25 protein-coding genes and 1 riboswitch are annotated in these 22,666 nt (G+C 71.8%); of the genes, 18 read left to right on the forward strand and 7 right to left on the reverse strand.

Annotated features, from left to right (window positions below):
• The first annotated feature begins 20 nt into the window (after positions 1 to 20).
• A complete protein-coding gene (locus ACIBVN_RS38840; RefSeq protein ID WP_397145274.1) occupies positions 21 to 1,274 on the forward strand; it encodes an ArgE/DapE family deacylase in 1,254 nt (417 codons plus the stop codon).
• Positions 1,275 to 1,296: 22 nt separating this feature from the next.
• Positions 1,297 to 1,896 (forward strand): TetR/AcrR family transcriptional regulator, encoded by a 600-nt coding sequence (locus ACIBVN_RS38845; protein WP_397145276.1) that lies wholly within the window; start codon positions 1,297 to 1,299, stop codon positions 1,894 to 1,896.
• Positions 1,897 to 1,921: 25 nt separating this feature from the next.
• Here the strand turns inward: ACIBVN_RS38845 and ACIBVN_RS38850 are convergent, their stop codons facing one another.
• Genes ACIBVN_RS38850 through ACIBVN_RS38860 form a run of 3 tightly spaced genes read right to left on the reverse strand, consistent with a single transcriptional unit; the run spans position 1,922 to position 4,849 of the window.
• A complete protein-coding gene (locus ACIBVN_RS38850; protein WP_397145278.1) occupies positions 1,922 to 2,725 on the reverse strand; it encodes an ABC transporter ATP-binding protein in 804 nt (267 codons plus the stop codon).
• A 40-nt stretch (positions 2,726 to 2,765) separates the two neighbouring features.
• Positions 2,766 to 3,773 (reverse strand): FecCD family ABC transporter permease, encoded by a 1,008-nt coding sequence (locus ACIBVN_RS38855; RefSeq protein ID WP_397145280.1) that lies wholly within the window; start codon positions 3,771 to 3,773, stop codon positions 2,766 to 2,768.
• The gene (locus tag ACIBVN_RS38860; protein ID WP_397145282.1) at positions 3,770 to 4,849 is read right to left on the reverse strand and encodes a FecCD family ABC transporter permease; all 1,080 of its coding nucleotides are present in this window, start codon (positions 4,847 to 4,849) and stop codon (positions 3,770 to 3,772) included. The genes ACIBVN_RS38855 and ACIBVN_RS38860 overlap by 4 nt, the downstream gene beginning before the upstream one ends.
• 85 nt (positions 4,850 to 4,934) lie before the next feature.
• Here ACIBVN_RS38860 and ACIBVN_RS38865 point away from each other — a divergent pair, with 85 nt between their 5' ends.
• Positions 4,935 to 5,954: an ABC transporter substrate-binding protein gene (locus ACIBVN_RS38865; RefSeq protein WP_397145284.1), complete on the forward strand. Its 1,020-nt coding sequence runs from the start codon at positions 4,935 to 4,937 to the stop codon at positions 5,952 to 5,954.
• On the opposite strand, the gene ACIBVN_RS38870 is transcribed toward ACIBVN_RS38865, so the two are convergent.
• Positions 5,938 to 8,358 carry a helicase-associated domain-containing protein gene (locus ACIBVN_RS38870; RefSeq protein WP_397145286.1) on the reverse strand — a complete coding sequence of 807 codons (2,421 nt, stop codon included), beginning with the start codon at positions 8,356 to 8,358 and terminating at the stop codon, positions 5,938 to 5,940. The genes ACIBVN_RS38865 and ACIBVN_RS38870 overlap by 17 nt on opposite strands.
• Before the next feature lie 78 nt (positions 8,359 to 8,436).
• Positions 8,437 to 8,940 (reverse strand): ATP-binding protein, encoded by a 504-nt coding sequence (locus ACIBVN_RS38875; protein WP_397145288.1) that lies wholly within the window; start codon positions 8,938 to 8,940, stop codon positions 8,437 to 8,439.
• Positions 8,941 to 9,215: 275 nt separating this feature from the next.
• On the opposite strand from ACIBVN_RS38875, the gene ACIBVN_RS38880 reads away from it, so the two are divergent.
• From ACIBVN_RS38880 to ACIBVN_RS38905, 6 genes are all read left to right on the forward strand, one after another.
• Complete coding sequence (locus ACIBVN_RS38880) at positions 9,216 to 10,037, forward strand: helix-turn-helix domain-containing protein (RefSeq protein WP_397145393.1); 822 nt, start codon at positions 9,216 to 9,218, stop codon at positions 10,035 to 10,037.
• The gene (locus ACIBVN_RS38885) at positions 10,038 to 10,274 is read left to right on the forward strand and encodes a DUF397 domain-containing protein (protein WP_043632079.1); all 237 of its coding nucleotides are present in this window, start codon (positions 10,038 to 10,040) and stop codon (positions 10,272 to 10,274) included.
• A gap of 87 nt (positions 10,275 to 10,361) precedes the next feature.
• Positions 10,362 to 10,619, forward strand: a complete 258-nt coding sequence (locus ACIBVN_RS38890; RefSeq protein WP_349453419.1) for a hypothetical protein — start codon at positions 10,362 to 10,364, stop codon at positions 10,617 to 10,619.
• Between the two features lie 43 nt (positions 10,620 to 10,662).
• Positions 10,663 to 11,421 (forward strand): hypothetical protein, encoded by a 759-nt coding sequence (locus ACIBVN_RS38895; protein ID WP_349453418.1) that lies wholly within the window; start codon positions 10,663 to 10,665, stop codon positions 11,419 to 11,421.
• A 20-nt stretch (positions 11,422 to 11,441) separates the two neighbouring features.
• Positions 11,442 to 12,323, forward strand: coding sequence for a maleylpyruvate isomerase family mycothiol-dependent enzyme (locus ACIBVN_RS38900; protein WP_397145290.1), 882 nt, complete (start codon positions 11,442 to 11,444; stop codon positions 12,321 to 12,323).
• A gap of 106 nt (positions 12,324 to 12,429) precedes the next feature.
• Positions 12,430 to 12,696 carry an RNA polymerase sigma factor gene (locus ACIBVN_RS38905; protein ID WP_397145292.1) on the forward strand — a complete coding sequence of 89 codons (267 nt, stop codon included), beginning with the start codon at positions 12,430 to 12,432 and terminating at the stop codon, positions 12,694 to 12,696.
• Between the two features lie 25 nt (positions 12,697 to 12,721).
• On the opposite strand, the gene ACIBVN_RS38910 is transcribed toward ACIBVN_RS38905, so the two are convergent.
• A complete protein-coding gene (locus ACIBVN_RS38910) occupies positions 12,722 to 13,306 on the reverse strand; it encodes a histidine phosphatase family protein (protein ID WP_397145294.1) in 585 nt (194 codons plus the stop codon).
• Positions 13,307 to 13,344: 38 nt separating this feature from the next.
• Positions 13,345 to 14,253 carry a TIGR03621 family F420-dependent LLM class oxidoreductase gene (locus tag ACIBVN_RS38915; RefSeq protein ID WP_397145296.1) on the reverse strand — a complete coding sequence of 303 codons (909 nt, stop codon included), beginning with the start codon at positions 14,251 to 14,253 and terminating at the stop codon, positions 13,345 to 13,347.
• Positions 14,254 to 14,350: 97 nt separating this feature from the next.
• On the opposite strand from ACIBVN_RS38915, the gene ACIBVN_RS38920 reads away from it, so the two are divergent.
• The 9 genes from ACIBVN_RS38920 to ACIBVN_RS38960 all read left to right on the forward strand — a co-directional run bounded on the left by ACIBVN_RS38920 (position 14,351) and on the right by ACIBVN_RS38960 (position 22,615).
• On the forward strand, positions 14,351 to 15,118 hold the full coding sequence (locus ACIBVN_RS38920) for a phytanoyl-CoA dioxygenase family protein (RefSeq protein ID WP_397145298.1): 768 nt from the start codon (positions 14,351 to 14,353) through the stop codon (positions 15,116 to 15,118).
• Entirely contained in the window at positions 15,103 to 16,059 is a 957-nt protein-coding gene (locus ACIBVN_RS38925) for a phosphotriesterase (RefSeq protein ID WP_397145300.1), read from the forward strand. Before ACIBVN_RS38920 ends, ACIBVN_RS38925 begins: the two co-directional genes overlap by 16 nt.
• Positions 16,056 to 17,249 carry a cytochrome P450 gene (locus ACIBVN_RS38930; RefSeq protein WP_397145302.1) on the forward strand — a complete coding sequence of 398 codons (1,194 nt, stop codon included), beginning with the start codon at positions 16,056 to 16,058 and terminating at the stop codon, positions 17,247 to 17,249. Before ACIBVN_RS38925 ends, ACIBVN_RS38930 begins: the two co-directional genes overlap by 4 nt.
• The gene (locus tag ACIBVN_RS38935; RefSeq protein ID WP_397145304.1) at positions 17,246 to 18,061 is read left to right on the forward strand and encodes an SDR family NAD(P)-dependent oxidoreductase; all 816 of its coding nucleotides are present in this window, start codon (positions 17,246 to 17,248) and stop codon (positions 18,059 to 18,061) included. The genes ACIBVN_RS38930 and ACIBVN_RS38935 overlap by 4 nt, the downstream gene beginning before the upstream one ends.
• Positions 18,062 to 18,162: 101 nt before the next feature.
• Positions 18,163 to 19,020: a Gfo/Idh/MocA family protein gene (locus ACIBVN_RS38940; RefSeq protein WP_397145305.1), complete on the forward strand. Its 858-nt coding sequence runs from the start codon at positions 18,163 to 18,165 to the stop codon at positions 19,018 to 19,020.
• Positions 19,021 to 19,027: 7 nt separating this feature from the next.
• Positions 19,028 to 19,148: riboswitch (cobalamin riboswitch) on the forward strand.
• A gap of 71 nt (positions 19,149 to 19,219) precedes the next feature.
• Positions 19,220 to 20,173 (forward strand): ABC transporter substrate-binding protein, encoded by a 954-nt coding sequence (locus ACIBVN_RS38945; protein ID WP_397145306.1) that lies wholly within the window; start codon positions 19,220 to 19,222, stop codon positions 20,171 to 20,173.
• A gap of 2 nt (positions 20,174 to 20,175) precedes the next feature.
• On the forward strand, positions 20,176 to 21,210 hold the full coding sequence (locus tag ACIBVN_RS38950; RefSeq protein ID WP_397145307.1) for a FecCD family ABC transporter permease: 1,035 nt from the start codon (positions 20,176 to 20,178) through the stop codon (positions 21,208 to 21,210).
• Positions 21,207 to 21,980, forward strand: coding sequence for an ABC transporter ATP-binding protein (locus ACIBVN_RS38955; protein ID WP_397145308.1), 774 nt, complete (start codon positions 21,207 to 21,209; stop codon positions 21,978 to 21,980). The genes ACIBVN_RS38950 and ACIBVN_RS38955 overlap by 4 nt, the downstream gene beginning before the upstream one ends.
• Positions 21,977 to 22,615: an adenosylcobinamide amidohydrolase gene (locus ACIBVN_RS38960; protein WP_397145309.1), complete on the forward strand. Its 639-nt coding sequence runs from the start codon at positions 21,977 to 21,979 to the stop codon at positions 22,613 to 22,615. Before ACIBVN_RS38955 ends, ACIBVN_RS38960 begins: the two co-directional genes overlap by 4 nt.
• Positions 22,616 to 22,666: the final 51 nt, after the last annotated feature.

Below are 22,666 nucleotides of genomic sequence, written 5' to 3' on the forward strand. Positions count from 1 at the left end.
TTCATGAGAGGCTGTGCGCCATGCGCGACGTGGAAGCCAGGGTCCTGAACGCCATCGACGAGGCCGAGACCGTGAGCCTGCTGGCCGAGACCGTCAGGGTCCCCAGCGTCACCGGCACCGATGGCGAGTCCGAGCTGCAGCACCGCTTCGCCCGCCTGCTCACCGAGGCGGGCATGGACGTGGACGTCTGGAAACTCGACCTCGCCGATTTGACCGGCCGTCCCGGCTTCCCCGGCACCGAGGCGCCGAGGACCGAGGGGTACGGCGTCGTGGCCGTCACGGAGGGTGAGGGGCCGCCCGCGCTGGCGCTCCAGGGCCACGTGGACGTCGTCCCCACCGGTGACCTGGCCAAATGGGAGGGCAGTGACCCGTTCGCCGCCCGGATCACCGGCGACGTGCTGCACGGCAGGGGCGCCTGCGACATGAAGGCGGGCCTCGTCGCCAACCTGGCCGTGGCGCGGGCGATCAGGAAGGCCGGGGTCAGGCTCGCCAGGCCCCTGGCCGTGCACTGCGTGGTCAGCGAGGAGGACGGCGGGCTCGGCGCGTTCGCCACCCTGGCCAGGGGGCACACGGCGGAGGCCGCGGTCATCACCGAGCCCACCAGCGGCGCGGTCATCACGGCCAACGCGGGCGCGCTGACGTTCCGGCTGGAGATCGCCGGGCGGGCCGCCCACGGGGCCACGCGGTACGAAGGGGTCAACGCGGTCGAGGCGTTCTGGCCGGTGTTCGAGGCGATCAGGCGGCTGGAGGCCGCACGTAACCAGGATGTTCCCGGCATCTTCCAGGGCAACGTGATGCCGTACCCGATCGAGATCGGGACCGTGCGCGCGGGCGACTGGGCCAGCACGGTGCCCGACCTGCTGGTGGCCGAGGGGCGGCTCGGGGTGCGGCTGGAGGAGGACCCGGCGGCGGCACGCGCGGCGTTCGAGGAGGCCGTCTCGGGCGTGGCCCATCCGTGGCTGCGCGACCACCCGCCGGTGGTGACGTGGCCGGGCGGGCAGTTCGCCAGCGGTCGGCTGCCCGCGGGGCACGCGCTGCTGTCCGAGGTCACGTCGGCGGTCGCGGACGTGACCGGCCGGCCGCCTGCCGAGACGGCGGCGCCGTACGGGAGCGACCTGCGGCTCTACGCGGCCGGCGGGATCCCGACGCTGCACTATGGGCCCGGGGACGTGCGGTTCGCCCACGCGCCCAGGGAGCAGGTGGACCTGCGCGAGCTGCGCGAGGTCACCCGGGCCCTGGCACTGCTCGCCGTGCGCCGTTGCGGAGCTGTGTGACGGGCGGACTATAGTCCGGATCATGTCGGAGTCATTGGAGCTGCTCATCGGCAAGCCCGTGCGGGAGCGCGCGGACGCGGCACGCAACAGGGAGAAGGTGCTGGCGGCGGCGGCCCGCCTGTTCGCCGAGAGGGGCGTGGCGGCGGTCTCGATGGACGCCATCGCGGCGGAGGCGGAGGTGGGCAAGGGCACCCTTTTCCGCCGGTTCGGCGACAAGTCGGGGCTCGCCGTGGCGCTCCTGGACTCCCGCGAGCGCGACCTCCAGCAGCGCATCCTGTCCGGCCCGCCGCCACTCGGGCCAGGGGCGCCCGCTCCCGAGCGCCTGTCCGCCTTCGTGGCCGCCTACCTGGACTACCTCTTCGCGCATCTGGACCTGGTCCGCATGTCGGAGACCGCCAGCCCGGGGGCCCGCTACCGGATCGGGGCCTACCGCTTCTGGCACCGGCACGTGGCCATCCTCCTGGCCGAGGCCCGGCCGGGCTGCGACGCCGACGCCCTGTCCCACACCCTGCTCGCCGCGCTGGGAGCGGAGGCGGCGGGTGTCCTGAAGGACGAGTACGGCTCGACCCGGGCGATCGAGGCCGTCACCACCCTGGCCACCGGCCTCGCCACCGGCCGCTGACCACACCCCGTGCCCCGGGGTGGAGTCAGGCGGTCGTGGGGATGCGGCGGCGGGACTCCGGGACGATGAGCGGGGTGCCCGACTGCGGGTCAGGGATGATCTCGCAGCGCAGGTCGAACACCCGGTGCACCAGCTCAGGCGTGACGATCTCCGCCGGGTCGCCCTCCGCGACGATCTCGCCGGCCCGCATCACGATCAGGTGGGTCGCGTACCGGCAGGCCTGGTTGAGGTCGTGCAGGACGGCCACTATCGTGCGCCCGGCCTCGTGCAGGTCGGCGCAGAGGTCCAGCACCTCGATCTGGTGGGAGATGTCCAGGAACGTGGTCGGCTCGTCCAGCAGCAGGATCGGCGTCTCCTGGGCCAGCGCCATGGCCAGCCACACCCGCTGCCGCTGCCCGCCCGACAGCTCGTCCACGATGCGGTCGGCCAGCTCCGCCACGTCGGTGGCGCGCATGGCCTCGGCCACCGCCGCCTCGTCCGCGCGCGACCACTGCCGCATGAGCCGCTGGTGCGGGTAGCGGCCCCGGGCCACCAGGTCGGCCACGGTGATCCCGTCGGGCACGATCGAGCTCTGCGGGAGCAGGCCCAGCCGCCGCGCCACCTCCTTCGAGGGCAGCGACGTGATCACGCTCCCGTCCAGGTGCACGGCGCCCGCCCTGGGCTTGAGCATCCTGGCCAGGGCGCGCAGCAGGGTGGACTTGCCGCAGGCGTTCGGGCCGATGATCACGGTGAAGGACTCGTCGGGGATCGCCACGCTCAGGTCGGTCGCCACCACCCGCTGGTCGTAGGCGAGAGTGAGGCTGGTGCCTGACAGTCGGGCGTCGGCCATCAGCGCCGATCCTTTCCTGGCGACGGTTCTTCCAAGGGCATCAGTGGCGGTCCTTTCGCAGCAGCAGGGCGAGGTACGTGCCGCCGATCGCGGCGGTCAGCACGCCGACGGGCAGCTGGGTGGGGGTGAGCACGCGCTGCGCGGCCAGGTCGGCGGCGGTCAGCAGGACGGCCCCCATCAGCGCCGACGCCCCCATCGTCACCCCGGCGGAACGGGTGAGCCGCCGGGCGAGCTGAGGTGCGGCGAGCGCGACGAAGACGACCGGCCCCGCGGCGGCCGTGGCCACCCCGGACAGCAGCACGCCGGCCGTGATCGCCACCGCGCGCACGACCTCGACCCTGATCCCCATGGCCTTGGCCGCGTCGTCGCCCATCTCGATCATCCGCATCGGCCGCGCCACGAACGCGCACACCGGCAGCAGCACGGCCAGCGCCAGCGCCACGGGGATCGCGTGGTCCCACCCGCGCCCGCTCAGGCTCCCGGTGAGCCAGGCGCCCGCGGTGGCCGCGTCGTTGATGTTGGCCCTGGTCAGCAGGTACGAGTTGACGGCCAGCAGCAGCGCGTTCGCCCCGATGCCGACCAGGACCAGCCGGTAGCCCTGCACGCCGCCGCGGAACGCCATCGCGTACACCAGCGCGGCCGTCACCACGCATCCGGCCAGCGCGCCGCCGGCGATCGTCATGGCCGAGCCGCCCGCGACCACGGCGACGATGCCGCCCGTGGAGGCGCCCGCGGTGAAGCCGATGAAGTCGGGGCTGCCCAGGGGGTTCCTGGTGAGGCTCTGGAAGATCGCGCCGCTCACCCCGAACGCCGCCCCGACCAGCAGCCCCGTCACCACGCGAGGGGCGCGGAGCTTGCTGACGATCAGCTCGGCGACCGGCGTGCCCTGGCCGAAGAGCGCGGAGACGATGTCGGGCACGGGGACGGTGAACTCGCCCGTCGAGATAGCCGCCACGGTCACCGCGCAGGCGACCGCGACGAGGGCCGCGCCGACGATCAGGGCGCGGGGCGCGAGCCGTACGGACCAGGGGCCGACGCGGATGGTCACAGCGCCGCCACCCGCTTCCGCCGGGCCAGCGCGATGAAGATCGGCGCGCCGATCACCGCCCACACGATCCCCACCTGCACCTCTCCTGGCCGGGCGATGACGCGGCCCACGACGTCTGCCCCCAGCAGCAGCACCGGCGCGGCCAGCGCCGAGTACGGCAGCACCCACCGCTGGTCGGGCCCCACCACCGCGCGAACGGCGTGCGGCACGATCAGCCCCACGAACCACAGCGGCCCCGCGGCCGCGGTGGCGGCGCCGCACAGCAGCGTGACGGCCACCCCGGCGAGGATCCTGGTACGGTTCACGGCCACGCCCAGCGACTTGCCCGCGTCGTCGCCGAGGGCCAGCATGTTGAGCGGCCTGGCCAGCAGCAGGCCGAGCACCAGCCCCGCCACCATGAACGGCGCCAGCCGCACCAGCGTGTCGGCCGTCTGCCCGGCCAGCGACCCGGTCAGCCAGAACCGCATCCGGTCGAACGTCTGCGTGTCCATGCGCAGGATCGCCGAGGCCACCGCCGTGCACACCATGCCGAGGGCGACGCCGGCGAGCGCGAGCCGTACCGGGCTGGAGCCCGAGCGGCCCGCGGAGGCCAGGGCGTACACGACGACGGAGGCCAGCGCGGCGCCGCCGAACGCGAACCACACGTAGATCGCGGGGTCGGACAGCCCGAACAGGCCGAGCGCCAGCGTGACGCCCAGCGCCGCGCCCTGGTTGATGCCCAGCAGGCCGGGGTCGGCCATGGGGTTGCGGGTGAGGCTCTGCATGAGCGCGCCCGCCAGCCCTAGCGTGGCACCCACGCCGAGCCCGAGGAACGTGCGCGGGATGCGCAGCTCGCGGATGACCGTGTGGTCGCTGGAGCCGTCAGGGGCGAGGAAGGCGTCGATCACCGTCGAGAACGACATGGACCGCGCACCCAGCGCCACGCTCGCCATCGCCACCAGCGCCAGCACCGCCACCGCGACGACGAGCCCGCCCGCCAGCACGACGACCCGCCCCGTGCCACGCCGCCCGCCCTCCGCCGCACCATCGTGCCCGCGCGCGGTCGCGTCGTCGCGCTCCGTCGCGCGCGCCGTCACGGCTCCCCCTCTCGTAGCGGTCAAACTTAGGTAAGGCTAATCTAATGCCCCAATATGAAGGCAAGCCTAACCTTAGGAGATGTTCATGTCGGGACCGGTACTGGCTCGCAGGCGCTTCCTGGCCTCCACCGCAGGACTCGCGGCGGCCCTGACGCTGGCGGCGTGCGGCGGCGAATCAGCCTCAACGGGCTCATCCACTGGCGCCGCCCCCAGCGCGTCGGCGCCCGCCGCGCAGAGCTGGACGTTCACCGACGACCGCGGCAAGAAGATCGACCAGCCCAAGCCGCCCGCCAGGATCGTCGCCCAGGTCGGCGCGGCGGCCGCCCTGTGGGACTTCGGCGTGCGCCCCATCGCCGTCTTCGGCCCGCACAAGCTCAAGGACGGCACCAAGGACCCCCAGGTCGGCAACGTGGACATCACCAAGGTCGAGGGCCTGGGCAACGTCTGGGACGAGTTCAACGTCGAGAAGTACATCTCCCTCCAGCCCGACCTCCTGGTCAGCAGCATGTACATCAAGGGCACCCTCTGGTACGTGCCGGAGAAGTCCAAGGACACCATCGAGCAGGTCGCCCCGACCGCGGGCATCATGCTCACCGGCCGCAGCGCCACCCAGGTGATCGGCAAGTACGAGGAACTGGCCAGGTCGCTGGGCGCGAGCATGCAGGGCGTGGATGAGGCCAAGGCCCGCATGGAGGCCGCCACCAAGGAGCTCGCGCAGTTCAAGAACCTCAAGATCCTCATGATGTCCGGCGGTCCCGACGCGATGTGGGTGGTCAACCCGCCGGAGTACCCGGACATCGTGCACCTGATGGACGCGGGCCTGGACGTCGTCAAGCCCGCCAAGGTGGACGAGGGCGGCTTCTTCCAGACGCTGAGCTGGGAGAACGCCGACGAGTACGACGCCGACGTGATCCTCTACGACACCCGCACCCAGTCGCTCAAGCCCGAGGAGATGCTGAAGAAGCCCACCTTCGCGAAGCTTCCTGCGGTCAAGGCCGGGCAGCTCTACCCGTGGAACGCCGAGGCCCCCTACAGCTACCAGGGCTACGCCGCCTTCCTCGAGGGCCTGGTGGCCAACCTGAAGAAAGCTAAAGAGCTCCCCTGACCTCGACGATCTCGGCGAGGGGGAACTCCAGGTAGTCGCCTGCCTCCTCGCACCACGCGTCCAGCGCGCCGCCCTTGAGCTCGCCGTGGCTGATCGTGGCGGTCAGCCCGTCGGTCAGCGTGATGCCGGCGCGCACGCCCCGGTCGACCACGAACCCCAGCAACGACTGCTGCGCCGTCGGCAGCCTGGTGGCCATCCTGCCGATGATCGCCCACGTGCGGCCGCTCGTCGCGTCCTCGGACCGGCCGGCTTCGACCAGGCGGCGGGCGTGCTCGTACGGGTCGGGCGCCGGCTCGGCGAGCATGTAGGGGGGCGGCTCCAGCTCCGTGAGGCCGGGAAACTCCGACAGCTCGGCCACCCGGCCCCCGGGCAGCAGGATCAGCTTGCCGCCCTGCGGCTCCTCGTGCCTGGCCCGGTGGATGGTGATCTCGCCGGTCTCGGAGACGGGCACGGGGGAGTAGCCGACCTCCCGCAGCGCGGCCAGCGTGCGCTCGGCCGGGGCCGAGCTCACCAGCACCGTGGGCGCGAGCAGCCGCAGGCCCAGCCTGCCCAGCCGCCGATGCGCGGCGATCTCGGCGAGCAGTGTGGGGTCGCCGGCCTGGATGACGCATCCGACCGTGGTGACCGTGACCTCGCCGTGCCTGCGCGCGGTGTCGCGTACGAGGTATTCCAGCGGCTGCGGGATCGTGCCGACGCCGGCCAGCTCGTCGAGCAGGTCGTCGGCGTCGTAGCCGCGGTCGAGCGCGCGGCGCACGCTCTCGGTCGTGAAGCGCCAGACCGAGGCCGCGCCCCGCGACTCGCGGTCGGCGGTCCGGTCGAGCAGCGCCGCCAGCTCCGCCGACGGCGGCCCGGTCACGACCGCGGTCAGGTCGGGCCCGAACAGCGCGCTCCTGCGCACGCTGGCCAGGGCCCTGGTGGCGGCCTCGGCCAGCACGGGGTCGTGCTCGACCATGGGCACGGCGTCGTCGTTCTCGTCGCCCGGTTTGGCGGTGAGCCCGGCCAGCGCCCTGCCCAGGTCGGTGATCGCGTTGTTGGCCAGCAGCCCCAGGAGCGTGGCCTCGTCGAGCACCGCGGGCGCGCACGCCACCAGCAGCTCCAGGTCGAGCAGCGGCGTGTGCCAGTGGACGTTGGCCACGAGGCTGTCGCGGTCGGCGAACGCCGTGCCCGCCGGCAGGTCGGCGAGGCCCGACAGCACGGCCCTGCGGACCTGTGCGACCGCGCTGCCCGAGGGGTCGTCGCCGAGCACGGTGCCGTACTTGCCGTCGACCTTGCGGAGCGACGAGCGCTCCATGCGCCACCACGCCGCCAGCAGCACCCGCAGCCGCGCCGAACCTTCGTCGAGGCGCCACCGGTCGAACCGGTCGGTGGGGATCATGCCGCCCGACGGCTCGTCCCAGGCCAGCAGCCGGGCCACCGTGCAGACCTCCAGCAGCAGCCGGGTCTCGTCCTCGTCGCAGCCGGTCTCCTTGGCGATCCTGCGTACCTCGCGCACGCCCACGCCGCCGGTCTTGAGCAGCGGCAGCGGCGTCTTGGCGGTGTTGTCGAGCAGGGCCGCGCACCGCTCGACGACGTGCGGCGCGGCCAGGGTCATCAGGTGGTCCACCTCTTCGGGATCGACCGGGATCGTGGCCACCTCGGGCGGCTCGGGCCGGTAGGCCGGGTGGTAGCCGGGACCGCGCAGGCAGATCGCCACCTCGCGGGGGATCTCCGCGACATGCCAGCTGGGACGGAAGAGCAGGCCGTGGTCGGCGCACCACTTCTCCGCGGTGCCGGGTGTGACGAATCTGCCGCCGTCGACGTTGAGCGCGGGCCCCTGCCAGGCGCACCGGTCGAGCAGCGGGATCGTGCCGTCGGGTGCGCCGCGCAGCAGCGCGTTGACGCGTTCACGGTCGCTCAGCGCCTGCGTGACGCGGGCGATGACGCGGCGCTTGTTGCCCTGGGAGGACAGGCCGAGGTTGCGGGCGAGCGCGTGCAGCGCGTCGTTGCCGATCGACCAGCTGTTGAGGTAGTGGTCGAGCGGCTCGCCCAGGCCGAGCGGGGCGGACCACCAGCGCGCGACGCCCTCCGCGAGGTGGATGACGCCGTCGTCGCCCGGCCAGGCCAGCGCGTGGTCGTAGAGGTATTCCAGCCAGGGGGTCACCTCTTCGAGCGGCGCATCGACGAAGTGCGCCAGCCGTTCGGCCGTGGGGCGGGTCATGGCCAGGGCCGCCTCGGCCAGCTGCAGGCAGGGCAGCGGCAGGCAGCGCAGCGTCTCCATCACGGCGAAGCCGTTGCCCAGCCGCTGGGCAAGGGTGTCGAGCCGCCGCGGCCAGGGCGCGGCGATGGCGTCGGGCCTGTTGGCCAGGATGCGGCCAAGTCGGTCTTCGTTCAGTGTTCGCAGCCAGCCGAGCAGGTGATCTTCCATCTGTCAGCACTCTCATGGGGTCGCGCGCGGGACTCACCGTGAGCCATGAGCATCCACGGTAATGCAGATCACCCCCGGTCAGGAGAGGACTGCCCAGACGATCTTCCCGTGAGGTGCAAGTGCGGACCAGCCCCAGCGGAGGCTGAGGGATTCGACGATGTGGAGTCCGAGGCCGCCGGTGTCAAGGGGGCCAGGGTATCGCAGCACCGGCACCGACGCGCCTGGATCGGTGAAGGCGCAGGTGACGAGGGGTCCCCGGCGCACCAGGGACATGTGGACGGAACACTTGCAGTGGGGCTCGTCGAGGCGCAGGCCGTGGCGGAGGGCGTTGGTCGCGAGCTCGGAGACCACCAGCTCCATGTTCTCGATCAGCTCGCCGAGCTTCCATCCCGACAACGCGCCGGCGGTGAAGCTGCGGGCCGAATGGACGGAGGCCGGGCTGGGCGGGAGCACGAACGTGGCGCTCGAGTGCGGGCCGGGGACCAGCAGATCGCGGGCCGCCTCCGGCCACCAGCCGACCGGAGGCCACCAATCGAACGTGGTCCACTGGCCGGGCACCGTGGTGGATTGCACGGTGATCATTCTGCGACAAACTCTCGTGCAGGTGCAAGAGCGAATGCACGTGCAGACAACCCGTGCACACGCTACGGTTGCCCTCAAGATGGTCAATATGGGGGAAAGGGGATCTTGTCCGCGGCCCATGATCTTTCGGCCGTGAAGTGACAGACTGGAGAGTGCATACTCCGCTACCTGCGGTGGTGTTCGCCTGAAGCGCCCCACCGTGTCGCAAGGAAACAAACAAGGAGCAGCACGTGTCCATTGATCCGCCCGGATCGGGTTCGACCGTTCGGCGCATCATGCTGGGGGCGAGTCTCAGGCGCCTGCGTGAGGCCAGTGGGCTCGACCGTGGACAGGCCGGATTCCACATCCGGGCGTCCGAGTCCAAGATCAGTCGCATGGAGCTCGGGCGAGTCGGCTTCAAGACACGTGACGTGGAAGACCTGCTCACCCTGTACGGCGTCGTCGACGATGCCGAGCGCCGTGCCCTGCTGGAGATGGTTCGAGAGGCCAACACCCCCGGGTGGTGGCACAAGTACTCGGCCGAGCTGCCTTCGTGGTTCACCACCTATGTGGGCCTGGAGGAGGCCGCCGAGCTGATCCGTACCTACGAGGTTCAGTTCGTGCCCGGTTTGTTGCAGACCGCCTCGTATGCGCGATCGGTATTCCAGCTTGGCAACCCCGGTCTGAGTCCGGAGAAAATCGAACGCCGCGTGCATATGCGCATGCAGCGTCAGGAGCGCTTCAGCCAGAAGGACGGCCCCCGCCTTTGGGCCGTCATCGACGAGGCGGCGCTCAAACGGACCATCGGCGGGCGGGAGGTCATGTCCGAGCAGCTCCAGCATCTGCTGGAAGTCGCCGCCCTTCCCAACATCACCATCCAGGTGATGCCCTTCAGGTTCGGCAAGCACGCCGCTGAAGGGGGCGCGTTCAGCATCTTGCGGTTTCCCGAGTCCGACTTGTCGGACGTTGTCTACGTTGAGCAGCTCTGGGGTGCCCTTTACCTAGACAAACGTGAGGACATCGATCCGTACCTCACGGCTATGGAGCAGCTGTGCGTGGAGAGCACCACGCCAGGGGGCACCGTCGAGCTCATCGGCGGTCTTCTCAGAAAGATGTAGATGAACCAGACCTACAACGGCATGCCCGCGGCGGACCTCACGCAGGTCGCGTGGCGCAAGAGCCGCTACAGCAACTCGCAGGGCAACTGCGTGGAGCTCGCGGAGCTTCCCGACGGGGGCATCGCGGTGCGCAACTCACGCTTCCCCGACGGCCCTGCCCTCATCTATACCCGCGACGAGATCCGGGCCCTGGTGCTCGGGGTGAAGGACGGAGAGTTCGACGGCCTGCTCGTTTAACAGCCTTGTTACCTCCGGCGCGCCTGCTTAACGGAGGCGCGCCGGAGGCGTAACCGCCCGGCCTCGTCCTACCGGCAGGATCAGGTCATGCTCGACCAGATGACCCTGTATCCGATCGCCGACGACGTGCTGTTCGCGCCGGGCGGCAAGGTCGTGATCCGCACGTATGGCGTGGCGCCCGCCACCACGGGAGCCTCCGTCTCCTACCGCACCTGGGTGACCGGCATCCGGGACCAGCCGCGCTACTGGAACTGGGGCCACTTCGAGGACGCCGCCTCGGGACACCGCAAGGTCCTGGAGTGGCTCACGGGGCGAGGACCGCAACCTTCCCAAGCGGTGGCCTGATCGCTATCCTCATGCCAAGCAACCGCTTGGTAGAGGAGGCGTGGTGCGGCGCGCGATCCACCTGCTCGAGGAGGTCGACTTCCGGCCGATGAACTCCAGGCGGCCACTGGAGTACCTCACCTGGCTGACCCGTTACAAGCGCGAGGACGAGACCCGCGCCGCTCCCTCGCTCACCTCCGGCATGTCGATCAGGTCCCGCGAGATCGACCTCGTGGGTGCTTTCTACGCGGTCGGCATCACCGGCCATCCGCAGTTCAAGGCGGTCACGTTGTGGGACTGCCACGGCGGGTGGGACGGCGGCTGGCGCCAGATGATGGAGATCTATCAGGGCGTCGACGAGCGGTTGTTCCTGTCCGACATCGACGACCTGCGCTTCTCCGCCTTCTCCCGGCCGCTCGGCGCAGCGCCCGGCTGCCCGCCGCTCTCCGAGGCGCCCGCCGCCGAGCTCTACCTCTTCGAGAGCGCCCGCGTACGCCCGGGAGCCGCACTCGACTACCTCCACGCGGTGCGCACCGAGCGCGCGCCGCTGCTCGCCGAGCACGGCCACACCCTGGTCGGCCTGTACGAGGTGCTGTTCTGCGACACCGAGGCGGTCACCGTCTGGGCCGTCTCGCTCGACGACCACCTGGCCACCCAGCGCGCCCGCGACGCCGCGCTGGGCCTCGACGACGAGGTGGCGCCGGATTCCCGGCTGCTGGACTGGGGTAAGCGAGCCCGCGACTACCTTGAAGGCCCGTGGCGTGAGACGCTTCTGGCACCGTTCCCCGGTTGCCGCCTGGCGCCGGAGGGCCCGCCGGGTTAGCGTCGGCTGCGGAGGTGGCCATGACGGAGTCGTACCTCTACAACGGGCAGAGCCCCGACGACCACGTCGCCGCGTGCCCCGACTGCGGCGCGGCCATCGCGCTGCTCGACCAGCCGGGCGCGGCCGTCGAGCCGCCGCCCACGCTGCGCGAGGCGGTCCTGTCCATGGCGCGCCGCCGCCGCAGCCCGGCCGTCATGGGAGTGGCGTCCGTCGCGGTCCCGTACGCCGAGCAGGTGGCGCTCATGGACGACCTGCTCGCGGAGCTGAGCGCGCCGCAGTGGGAGGCCCCGATCGCCAAGCACGGCACGGTCAGGGGGCTGGTGGAGCACCTGGCCGCCAACGACGCCACCGTGGCGGGCTTCATGGGCGTGCCGGGCAAGAGCGGGATGCCGGTGCACCGGCGCTGGCGCGAACAGGCCGGGTCCCTGCTCGAGCGGGTCTCCGGCAGCAGCGAGGTGCTGCTCGGCGTCGAGGTGGCGCTGGCGGGGGCGCGGCCGGCCCGCGCGCCGCTGCGCCAGGCGCTGGTCCAGCGCACGTTCGAGACGTGGACGCACGCCGACGACATCAGGGCGGCCACCCACCGCTCCCAGGCGCCGCCGCGCCCCGAGCACGTGCACATGATCGCCGAGTTCGGCCTCGCGCTGCTGCCGCGCGCCATGAAGGGGCCGCGCCGCCACGTCTCCGCCACCGTCGTGCTGACCGGGCCGGGCGGCGGCACCTGGACGATCCCGCTGTCGCCTGCCTCCGACCACGTCGGCGTGCTGCTGTCGGCGGACGCGGTGGACTTCTGCCGGCTGCTGGCCGGCAGGTGGCCTCCCGACTCCTTCCCGTACGCCGCCGAGGGCGATCCCGTCCTCGCCCGCGACGTGATCAGCGCCGCCGCGACACTGGGATGCGATTGACGGCGAGGGAGTGCCGTCGCCTGGAGGAGCGGCGGGAGCGAAGCGACCAGAGCGGAGGAAGGCGACGGCATATGGCGACCGAGCCCGCCTCACGGAGTGAGGCCAAATGACTGGTGACATGGAGCTGTGTGCGCTGCTGATGGCCGGCGACCTCGACGCGCTGGCCCACGCCTACGACCAGCACGGCCCGTACGTGTACGGGGTCGCGGTCAAGGTCACCGGCAGCCGGGCGCACGCCGAGGAGATCACCCAGAACGTGTTCGTCGCCCTGTGGCAGGACCCGCTCTCCTACGACCCGGCGCTCGGGCCGTTGCGCGCCTGGCTGGTCGGCAGGGCCTTGCACGAGTCGGCCCTGCGCGCGAAGGTCGGCTGACCGGCCCGCCCCTCCGGGAGCCCGCTCAGCCGATCGGCGCGTTCCAGGTCATCAGGACCGGCTCGGCGTGCTCGAAGCCGAGCCGCGAGTACGTGCCTGTGTCGAGCTTCAGCAGCCTGCCCTCCTCGGGCCCCAGGCCCAGCCAGCGGGCAGCCAGCACGCGCAGGAAATGGCCGTGCGCCACCAGCGCCACCCGGCCCTCGACCGCCCTGGCCCGCCCGATCACCCGGTCGGCACGGGCCGCCACCTCCGCGGCGCTTTCGCCCGGATGTTCGGCGTCGCCGGGGATCACGCCGTCGCGCCACAGGTACCAGCCGGGGCGGGTCCTGCGGATCTCCGGTGTGGTGATCCCCTCGTAGCCGCCGTAGTCCCACTCCCACATGTCGGGGTCCACCTGGTAGCCGTTCAGGCCGGCCAGCTCCGCCGTGCGCCGGGCGCGCTGGGCGGGGGAGACCAGCACCAGGTCGAACGCCTGTCCCTTCACCAGCGACGCCAGCGCCCTGGCCTGGTCCTCGCCGTGCTCCGTCAAAGGCAGGTCGGTGCGGCCGGTGTGCTTGCCCGCCTTGCTCCATTCGGTCTCTCCGTGCCGGAGCAGCAGCATCTCGTTCATGGAGTCCATCATCGGGCACGGCCGGTTTCCGCCGCGCGTCAGGTGGCGAGCGCCTCGACGATGGGGGCGAAGGTGTCCAGGTCGCGCTCGTGATGCACCACGAAGTACGAAATATCGTGCTCATCCCGCCAATAGCGGAGCTTGTCGATGATGTCGGCGCGGGTCCCGAGCAGGACCTGGGGCGTCCCGCCGAGCGAGGAGCTGTCGGCGGCGCTCCACGCCTCCTCCGCCTTGCGCTCGCCCACCTGTAGCACGCTCGTCCCGAGCTCCAGCCCCGCGTACCGCGCCCCGGCGGCCTCCCGCACCACCTCGAGCTTGTCCAGGAACGCCATCAGCCCGCCGTCCTTGTCGTCCGGCCCGCTCCCGTCCGGCCGCACCCTCATCCCGATGTTCACGACATCCGCCTCTTCGGCCGCCAGTCGCAACATCCGTGCCCCGCCGCCGCCGAGCACGATCGGCGGACGCGGCTCGCGTACGGGCTTGGGCCGCTGGTCGAGCCCGTCGATGCGATAGTGCTTGCCCTGGAAGCTGAACGGACCCTCCCCCCAGAGCCCCTTGAGCACGGCGACGGCCTCCCGCAGCCGCTCCACCCGCACTCCGGGCGGCTCCAGCACCAGCCCGGCGCCCGCGTAGTCGCCCGCCATCCACCCGGTCCCGATCCCGACCTCCAGCCGCCCGCCGGACAGGAGATCGAGCGTGGCCGCCTCCTTGGCCAGCACGGCCGGATGCCGGAAGTCGTTGGCGAACACCAGCGTCCCGACCTGCAACCTGGTGGTGGCGCAGGCGGCCGCCGTCAGCGCGGCGATGGGCGCGAACCTCGGCCCGACGAGGTGATCGGGCACGAGGAGCACGTCGTACCCCTGCCCCTCGAGCCGCCGCGCCTTCTCGGCCCACGCCTCCCCTGACTCGGCCTCCCGCACCACCGCCCCGAACCTGAACCGCCGCACGATGCCTCCCGCTGTATTGAGCAAGCGCTTGGGCGCCACTGTACGCGCGATTTCCCGGGTCTTACCAAGCGCTTGCTTAGGTGCGAGACTGGGGCCCATGGAGATCCAGGTGCGCCAGGTGACGGACGACGAGGTGGCGTTCTTCGACGAGCACGGCTGGGTACGGCTCGGCCGGCTGATCGATCCGGGCACCGTGGCGGCGCTGCGCGAGCGCGCCGGCGGATTCCTGCGCGCGCGTCCCAGGAGCCATCAGTCGCCGGTCGACGACGCGTTCGGTCAGTCCAGGGACATCGCGGCGAGCGACGCGATGTTCGGCGCGCTGGCTCTGAGCCCCGGGATGGGGCGCAACGCCGTACGGCTGCTGCGCGGCGTGCGGGCCGTGCGCGTGCAGGTCACCAACCTCCTGGTGAAGGAGGCGGGAGAGCACGGCGCGACCGAGTTCCACCAGGACTTCCCGTGGATGCCGATGGACCGCTCGGCCATGCTGACCGTGTGGCTGGCCCTCGCCGACGTGCCCGCCGACATGGGGTCGCTGCGCTTCTACGACGGCTCCCACCGGTACGGGCTGCTCGGGCGGAGCTTCACCAAGCCGGGGGACGACCAGCTCAGCCAGCACCCGTGGCTCAAGGAACTGGAGCTGTCGCCGCCGCTCGACCTGCGGGCGGGGGACGCGACCGTGCACCACGCCCTGACCGTGCACGGCGCCCCCGCCAACCGCCGCGACACCCCGCGCCTGTCGTTCACCGTCACGTACTTCGACGCCGACGCCCTCTACACCGGGCTGCCGTACCGGCAGACGGACGGGCTCGGGCTCGAGGTCAACCGGCCGTTCGAGCACGAGAGGTTCCCATGCCTGAGACCGTGAGGGGGCCGGTGGCGGACCTCGGCGCCACGCTCATGCACGAGCACGTCTTCGGGCTGAGCCCCGAGATCCTGTGGAACTGGCCGGACATCCCGGAGGGCTGGGATCTCGAGACGCGGGCGCGCGAGGCGGCGGCCAAGCTCGACGCGCTGAAGTCCGAGGGCATCGACACGATCGTGGACCTGACCGTGGTGGGGCTCGGCAGGTACGTCCCCGCGGTGCAGCGGGTGGCCGAGCTGACCAGCGTGAACATCGTGGTCGCCACCGGCCTCTACACCTACGACGCGCTGCCGCCGTACTTCGCCAACCGCGGTCCAGGATCGTTGTTCGGGGGACCGGACCGGCTGTCGGAGTTCTTCGTACGGGACATCGCCGAGGGCGTCGGCAGGACCGGCGTCAAGGCGGCCATGCTGAAGTGCGCCTCCGACCACCTCGGGATGACCAAGGGGTGCGAGCGGGTGTTCAGGGCGGTCGCCGAGGCGCACCTGGAGACCGGCGCGCCGATCACCACGCACTCCCACAGCGCCTCCAGGGGCGGTCTCGAGCAGCAGCGCCTGCTGGGCGGGCTGGGCGTGGACCTGAGCCGGGTGGTCATCGGGCACGCCGGGGACTCCACCGACGTGGCCTACCTGGAGGAGCTCGTCGCGAACGGCTCCTACCTCGGCATGGACCGCTTCGGCATCGAGACGATCAGTCCGTTCGAGGACCGCGTGGAAATAGTGGCGAAAATGTGCGAGCGCGGCCACGCCGGAAAAATGGTGTTAAGTCACGACTCGTATTGTTTTAACGACCGCTTCGACCCCGACGTCGTACGGCAGCGCCACCCCAACTACCACCTCCTCCACATTTCCCGCGACGTCCTGCCCGAGCTCCGCAAAAGAGGCGTCACGGACGACCAGCTCCACCAGATGCTCGTCGACAACCCGCGGAGGATCTTCACATGATCGAGGACTTCGACGCCGGCTCGGACTGGCACGTCGCCGCGCCGTACGACTTCCTCCGGAGGCTCAGGAGCGAACGGCCGGTGTTCCGCAGCGAGCACCTCGGCGCGTACGTGCTGACCCGCTACGCCGACGTGCGGGCGGCCTACGGTGACCCGCGGCGCTTCTCCTCCAAGGGCTCGCTCACGATCTCCCGCAGCCTGACCCGCGAGACCAAGGAGAAGCTGGGCGAGCACGGCTCGTTCCTGTCCAGCTTCGTGGCGAACGTGGACCCGCCCGACCACACCCGCCTGCGCCGGTCGGTGTCGAGGGCGTTCACGCCCCGGGCGGTCGCGGCCATGGAGGACTCTTTCCGGCGGCTCAACGAGGACCTGCTCGACCGCCTGGCACCGCGGAAAGGGGCCGACTTCGTCTCCGAGATCGGCCACGAGCCGTCGGTCAAGCTGACCGCCCGCTTCATCGGCGTGCCCGAGGCCGACGAGGCGTTCGTCCAGGCGCACGTGAAGGACTGGTTCCAGCTCTTCCTGTCGCCGCAGCCCCCGGACCGCCAGCTCGAACTCGCCGACAGTTTCCTGACATATCTGGATTACGTGGATCGCCTGGTCGCCGCCAGGGCCAAGGACCCGCAGGACGACTTCACGTCCCTGATGACGTCCCTGATCGGCGACGAGCTGACCCATCGCGAGGTCGTCGAGCTGATCTCCACGATCCTGCTCGGCGGCAACGACACCGTCCCGAACCAGCTCGGCAACACCGTCCTGCGACTACTGCGCGAGTGCGCCTGGCCGGTGCCGCCCGAACTGGTCCCGAACGCCGTCGAGGAGTGCATGCGCATCGACGGCGCGTCGCTGGGCTCGTTCCGCCATGCCCTGAGCGACGTCACCCTGCACGGCGTGACGATCCCGGCAGGCGCCCTCGTCCTGCTCTCCACGGACTCCGCCGCCCACGACGAGAGCGTCTTCCCGGACCCGGAGCGCTTCCTGATCGACCGGCCCAACGCCGCCGAGCACATGGTCTTCGGCTACGGCATCCACTTCTGCGTCGGCGCCGCGCTCGGCCGGCTGCAACTGCGTACCGCCCTCGACGTGCTCGGCCGCCGCCTGCCGCACCTCAGGCTCGTCCCCGGCGAGCCGATCGCCTACCGCAAGTCGCTGGTCGGCCGCGGGCTGGCCGCCCTGGCGGTGGAGTGGTGAGCGGCCGCTCCCCGGGCCGGTTCGACGGCCGCGTCGCGCTGGTGACGGGCGCGGGCTCGGGCATCGGCGCGGCCTGCGCGGCGCGCCTGGCCGCCGAGGGCGCCTGCGTCGGCGTGCTCGACCTGCGCACGGCGACGGCCAGGGCCACCGCCGCCGCCATCCGCGCCCGGGGCGGCACGGCCATGGCGCTGACCTGCGACGTCTCCGACGAGAAGCAGGTGGAGGAGGCCGTCGCGGCCCTGGTCGCGTCGTTCGGCCGGGTGGACGTCGTGCATGCCAACGCCGCCGCGCTCGACGCCGACGTCTATGGCCGGGACCGCGACCTCGACTCGCTCGAGGCCGCGGTCTGGGACCGCACGATGGAGGTCAACCTGCGCGGCGCGATGCTCACGGTCAAGCACGCGGTGCCCGCGATGCCGGACGGCGGCGCCGTCGTCCTCATGTCGTCGGTGTCCGCCCTGGTGGCGGACGCGGTCCACGCCGCGTACGGGGCCTCGAAGGCGGCCCTGATCGGCTTCACGCGCTACGTGGCGACGATGTACGGCCGCCGCGGCATCCGCTGCAACGCCGTCGCCCCCGCACTCGTCCTCACCGAGACCGCCCGGCGGGCCATGACGCAGGGCCAGCTCTCCGACAAGGCCGCCGAGCGCCTCCTGCCGTGGGCCTGCACCACCGAGGACGTCGCGAACCTGGTGTGCTTCCTGGCCTCCGACGAGGCCCGCTGCGTCACGGGCCAGACCGTCGCCATCGACTCCGGCACGCTCGCCCACCGCCCGCAGCACGCCATCCACCAGTGGCGTGCCGCCCAGTGACGCCGATGGGCGGGCGCCGCGCGGGTTCACGCCGCTACAAAGATCGTTTATCGCGATGTGGGAAGATCCTCCCCAAAAGTGCGGTGCGTCGGGGAGGGTGCATGGAGCCGGTGGCGGTGGGGTTGGTCGGAGCGGGGCCGTGGGCCGAGATGGCGCACGCGCCGATGTTGTCCAGCGGGCCGCACACGCGGCTGGCGGGGGTGTGGGCCCGCCGTCCTGAGGCCGCCGCCCGGCTCGGGGCGCCGGTGTTCGAGCGGATCGAGGAGCTGTTCGACGCCTGCGAGGCCGTGGCGTTCTGCGTGCCGCCCGCCGTACAGGCCGAGCTGGGCGTCCGCGCCGCCCGCGCGGGCAAGGCGCTGCTGCTGGAGAAGCCCCTCGCGGACTCACTGGACGGCGCCCGGCGCCTCGCCGAGGCCGTCGCGGAGGCGGGCGTGGCCTCCCAGATGATCCTCACCCTGCGGTACGCCGCCCAGACCCGCGCGTTCCTGGCCCGGTGCCGGGAGATCCAGGCGTTCGGCGGTCACGCCGCGAACATCTCCGGCGTCCTTCTCGGCGATCACCCCTTCGCCACTCCGTGGCGGCTCAAGAAGGGCGCGCTGCTCGACGTCGGCCCGCACGTGATCGACCTGCTCGACGCCGCACTGGGCCGGGTGACCGGGGTGCGCGCGCACGGCGACCCGCTGGGCTGGACGGGCCTCCTGCTGGAGCACGAGGGCGGCGCGGTCAGCGAGGCGTCGCTGTGCATGGCCGCCGCCGGAGACCCGCCGCCGTCCACGTTCGCCGTGTACGGCCGCACCGGCAGCGCCGTGCTCCAGCCCATCGACGACGACCCCATGGTCACGCTCGTGGCGGAGTTCGCCGAGACCGTGCGGAACGGCGGCGGCCACCCCCTCGACGCGGCTCACGGGCTGAGGCTCCAGGGGATCATCGCCGAAGCGGAGGCCCAACTCGCCCCTTGACGCCACGGCCGTTCGGAGGATTGATAGCGTTTGTCCGACGCGCAGAGTTGCAGCGAAGTCCGGTGCGATTCCGGCGCTGTCCCGCAACTGTCATAGCCAGGTCGCCTGCCTCCGCGCTGACGTCATCAACCCTCGTGGAAAAGGGTGATCCGTCGCTCAACGCGGGTCTCTCGGTTCCGACAGTGTGAAAGGACTACTCGTGAGGCCCGTACGCACGGCCTTCGCGGGCGCGCTGCTGGGAACGCTGGTCCTGGCCGGGTGCGGCCAGACCGCCCCCACGCCCTCCGCGGCCCCCACCACCACCGCCCCCACCGCCGCCTCCTCCGCCGGTTTCCCCGTCACGATCGAGGCGGGCAACGGCAAGGTCACCCTCGCCAAGAAGCCCGAGCGGATCGTCTCCCTCTCGGCCACCCACACCGAGACGCTGTTCGCCATCGGCGCCGGACCTCAGGTCGTCGCCGCCGACGACCAGTCGAACTACCCGCCCGAGGCCCCCAAGAGCGACCTGTCCGGCTTCAAGCCGAACGTCGAGGCCATCGTCGCCAAGAAGCCCGACCTCGTCATCGTCTCCAACGACATCGACCACATCGTCGCCGAGCTGGGCAAGCTGAACGTGCCCGTCCTCCTCGAACCCGCCGCCGCCAAGCTGGACGAGGCGTACGAGGAGATCGCCGAGATCGGCGCGGCCACCGGCAACAAGGCCAAGGCGGACGAGGTCGTCTCCGGCATGAAGACGGCCATCGAGAAGCTGGCCGCCGAGGCGCCCAAGGACAAGAAGCTCACGTACTACCACGAGCTCGACCAGACGCCGTACGCGGCGACGTCCCAGACGTTCATCGGGCAGGTCTACGCCATGTTCGGCCTCACGAACATCGCCGACAAGGCCCCCGACCAGGCGGGCGGCTATCCCAAGCTGTCGGCCGAGTTCGTGGCGCAGGCCGACCCCGACCTGATCTTCCTCGGCGACGTCAAGTGCTGCGGGCAGAGCAAGGACACCCTGGCCAAGCGGCCGGGGTGGAAGGGCCTGTCCGCCATCAAGAACGACCAGGTGATCCAGCTCGACGACGACCTCGCCTCCCGCTGGGGGCCGCGCGTCGTCCAGCTCGCCGAGGCCATCGGCGCAGCGGTGACCAAGGCCGGGGCCAAGAGCTGACCATGGCACGGCAGGCCGGCCCGTCCAGGGCCAGACCCCTCTGGGTGGCGTGCGCCCTGGGCGTGCTGGCCGTCTGCATGATCGCCGGTCTGATCGGCGGGGCCGCCGACATCTCGCCCTGGCAGGTGGTGCTCCAGACGCTCGACTGGCTGCCGTTCGTGCACTTGGACTCCGGCCTCGCGCCGGTCGAGCAGGGACTGCTGTTCGAGCTGCGGCTGCCCCGGGTGCTGGTGGCCGCCGTGGTCGGGGGGCTGCTCGCCATGGCGGGAGCGGGGTACCAGGGCGTGTTCCGCAATCCGCTCGCGGACCCGTACCTGCTGGGCGCGGCGGCCGGAGCCGGGCTGGCGACGACCGTGGCCGTCGTGCTGCTGCCGGTGTCGGCCGGGAGCATCCCGGTCGCGGCCTTCCTCGGGGCCGTGGGCGGCGTGTTCCTGGCGTACACGCTCGGCAACACCGCCGGGCGCGCCGGCGGCACCGCGACGCTCGTGCTGGCGGGGGTGGCGGTCACGTCGTTCCTGACCGCGATCCAGACGTTCATCCAGCAGCTCGACGTCGAGGAGCTGCAGCGCATCTACGCGTGGATCCTCGGCGACGTCGGCGGAGGGTGGGACCAGTTCTGGCTGGTCCTGCCGTACGCCGCCGTCTCGGCCGTGCTGCTCCTGCTGCACGGGCGGATGCTGGACGTGCTGTCCGTGGGCGACGAGGAGGCCGCGAGCCTCGGCGTGCGGGCGGCCAGGGTGCGGCTCACCGTGCTGCTGGCCGCCTCCCTGGCCACTGCGGCGGCCGTGGCGGTGAGCGGGCTGATCGGGTTCGTGGGCATCGTCATCCCGCACATCGTGCGGCGGCTGGCGGGCGGCTCGTACCGGATCGTGCTGCCGCTCTCGCTGATCGGCGGCGGGGCGTTCCTGGTGCTGGCCGACCTCATCGCGCGCACGGTGATCGCGCCCGCCGAGCTGCCGATCGGGGTGGTGACCATGTTCGTGGGCGCGCCGTTCTTCGTCGGGGTCCTGCGCATGACCAGGCGGGCGGCCACGTGATCAGGACCCAGGGACTGTCCGTACGGCTCGGCGAGCGCGAGGTCGTCTCCGAGGTGGACCTCGAGGTGCGCGGCGGCGAGTGGCTGGCCGTCATCGGGCCCAACGGGGCCGGCAAGTCCACCCTGCTCAAGGCCGTCATGGGCCTGGTCGCACACCGCGGCGAGGTCTCGCTGGACTCCCGGCCGTCCGCCCGGCTCAAGCCCCGCGAACGGGCCCGCCTGCTCGCCTACGCCCCGCAGGCCCCCGCACTGCCGCCCGACATGACGGTCTTCGACTACGCACTGCTCGGGCGTACGCCGTACATCCCCTATCTGGGCCGGGAGAGCGCGCACGACCGGGAGGTGACGGCGTCGGTGCTCGACCGGCTCGACCTGACCGCGCTCGCCATGCGCCACGTCGGGGAGCTGTCCGGCGGCGAGCGCCAGCGAGTGGTGCTGGCCAGGGCGCTCGCCCAGCAGGCGCCCGTGCTGCTGCTTGACGAGCCCACGACGGCGCTGGACCTCGGCCACCAGCAGCAGGTGCTGGAACTGGTGGACCGGCTGCGCCGGGCCGACGGCCTCACCGTCGTCACCACCCTGCACGACCTGACCGTCGCCGGCCTCTACGCCGACGCCCTCCTCCTGCTGGCCGGCGGGCGCGCGGTGGCCTCCGGCAAACCCGCCCAGGTGCTCACAGAATCGTTGGTGGGGCGGCACTTCGACGCCCATGTCAAGATCGAGCCAGGGCCGGACGGCCGGCCCGTCGTGCACCTGGTCAGGGGAGGGCCGTGAAGCTCACGTATCGGGTGGAGGACGGGGCGCGGCTGGGGGCGCTGCTGTGGGAGTTCGGACCGGGGTGGCGGATGATCTCCTCCGCGCTGCTCGGCGGCGGCATCGGGGTCCGTGAATGGGTGCTGAACGCGCAGGTGGTGGCTGGCTATTCGCGGATGGACCCGGTGGACCACCTGGTGTCGTTAGGCCCCGGCGGTGACGGCGTCGGCATGCTGACCGCGGCCTCCGTCGACCGGTACATCCAGGCTTCGGACGGCGGCGTGGAGGCGTACGCGACCGTCGGCCTCCGCGTCCCCACCTGGGCCGCCGCCCCCGAGGGCGCCCAGGACCCGGAGCTGGCGCCCATCCGGGCGGGCACCGTCAACATCGTGGCCGTGCTGCCGGTGGCCATGACGGACGCCGCCCTGGTCAACGCGGTGATGACGGTCACGGAGGCGAAGTCCCAGGCGCTGATCGAGGCCGGGTTCCCGTGCACGGGGACGGCGTCGGACGCGGTGTGCGTGGCGGTGCCGGTGGAGGGGCCGGTGGAGCTGTTCGGGGGGCCGCGGTCGGAGTGGGGGGCGCGGCTGGCCCGGGCCGTGCACACGGCCGTGCGCAGAGGCGCCGAGGCGTGGCGGCCTCGTGACTTCAAGTGACGGAATTCGGGCAAGTAGCATGTGGGCGAGGGCGAGACTCTCGATACTGAG

It is taken from the genome of Nonomuraea sp. NPDC049400 (assembly GCF_044466425.1).
Classification (GTDB): domain Bacteria; phylum Actinomycetota; class Actinomycetes; order Streptosporangiales; family Streptosporangiaceae; genus Nonomuraea.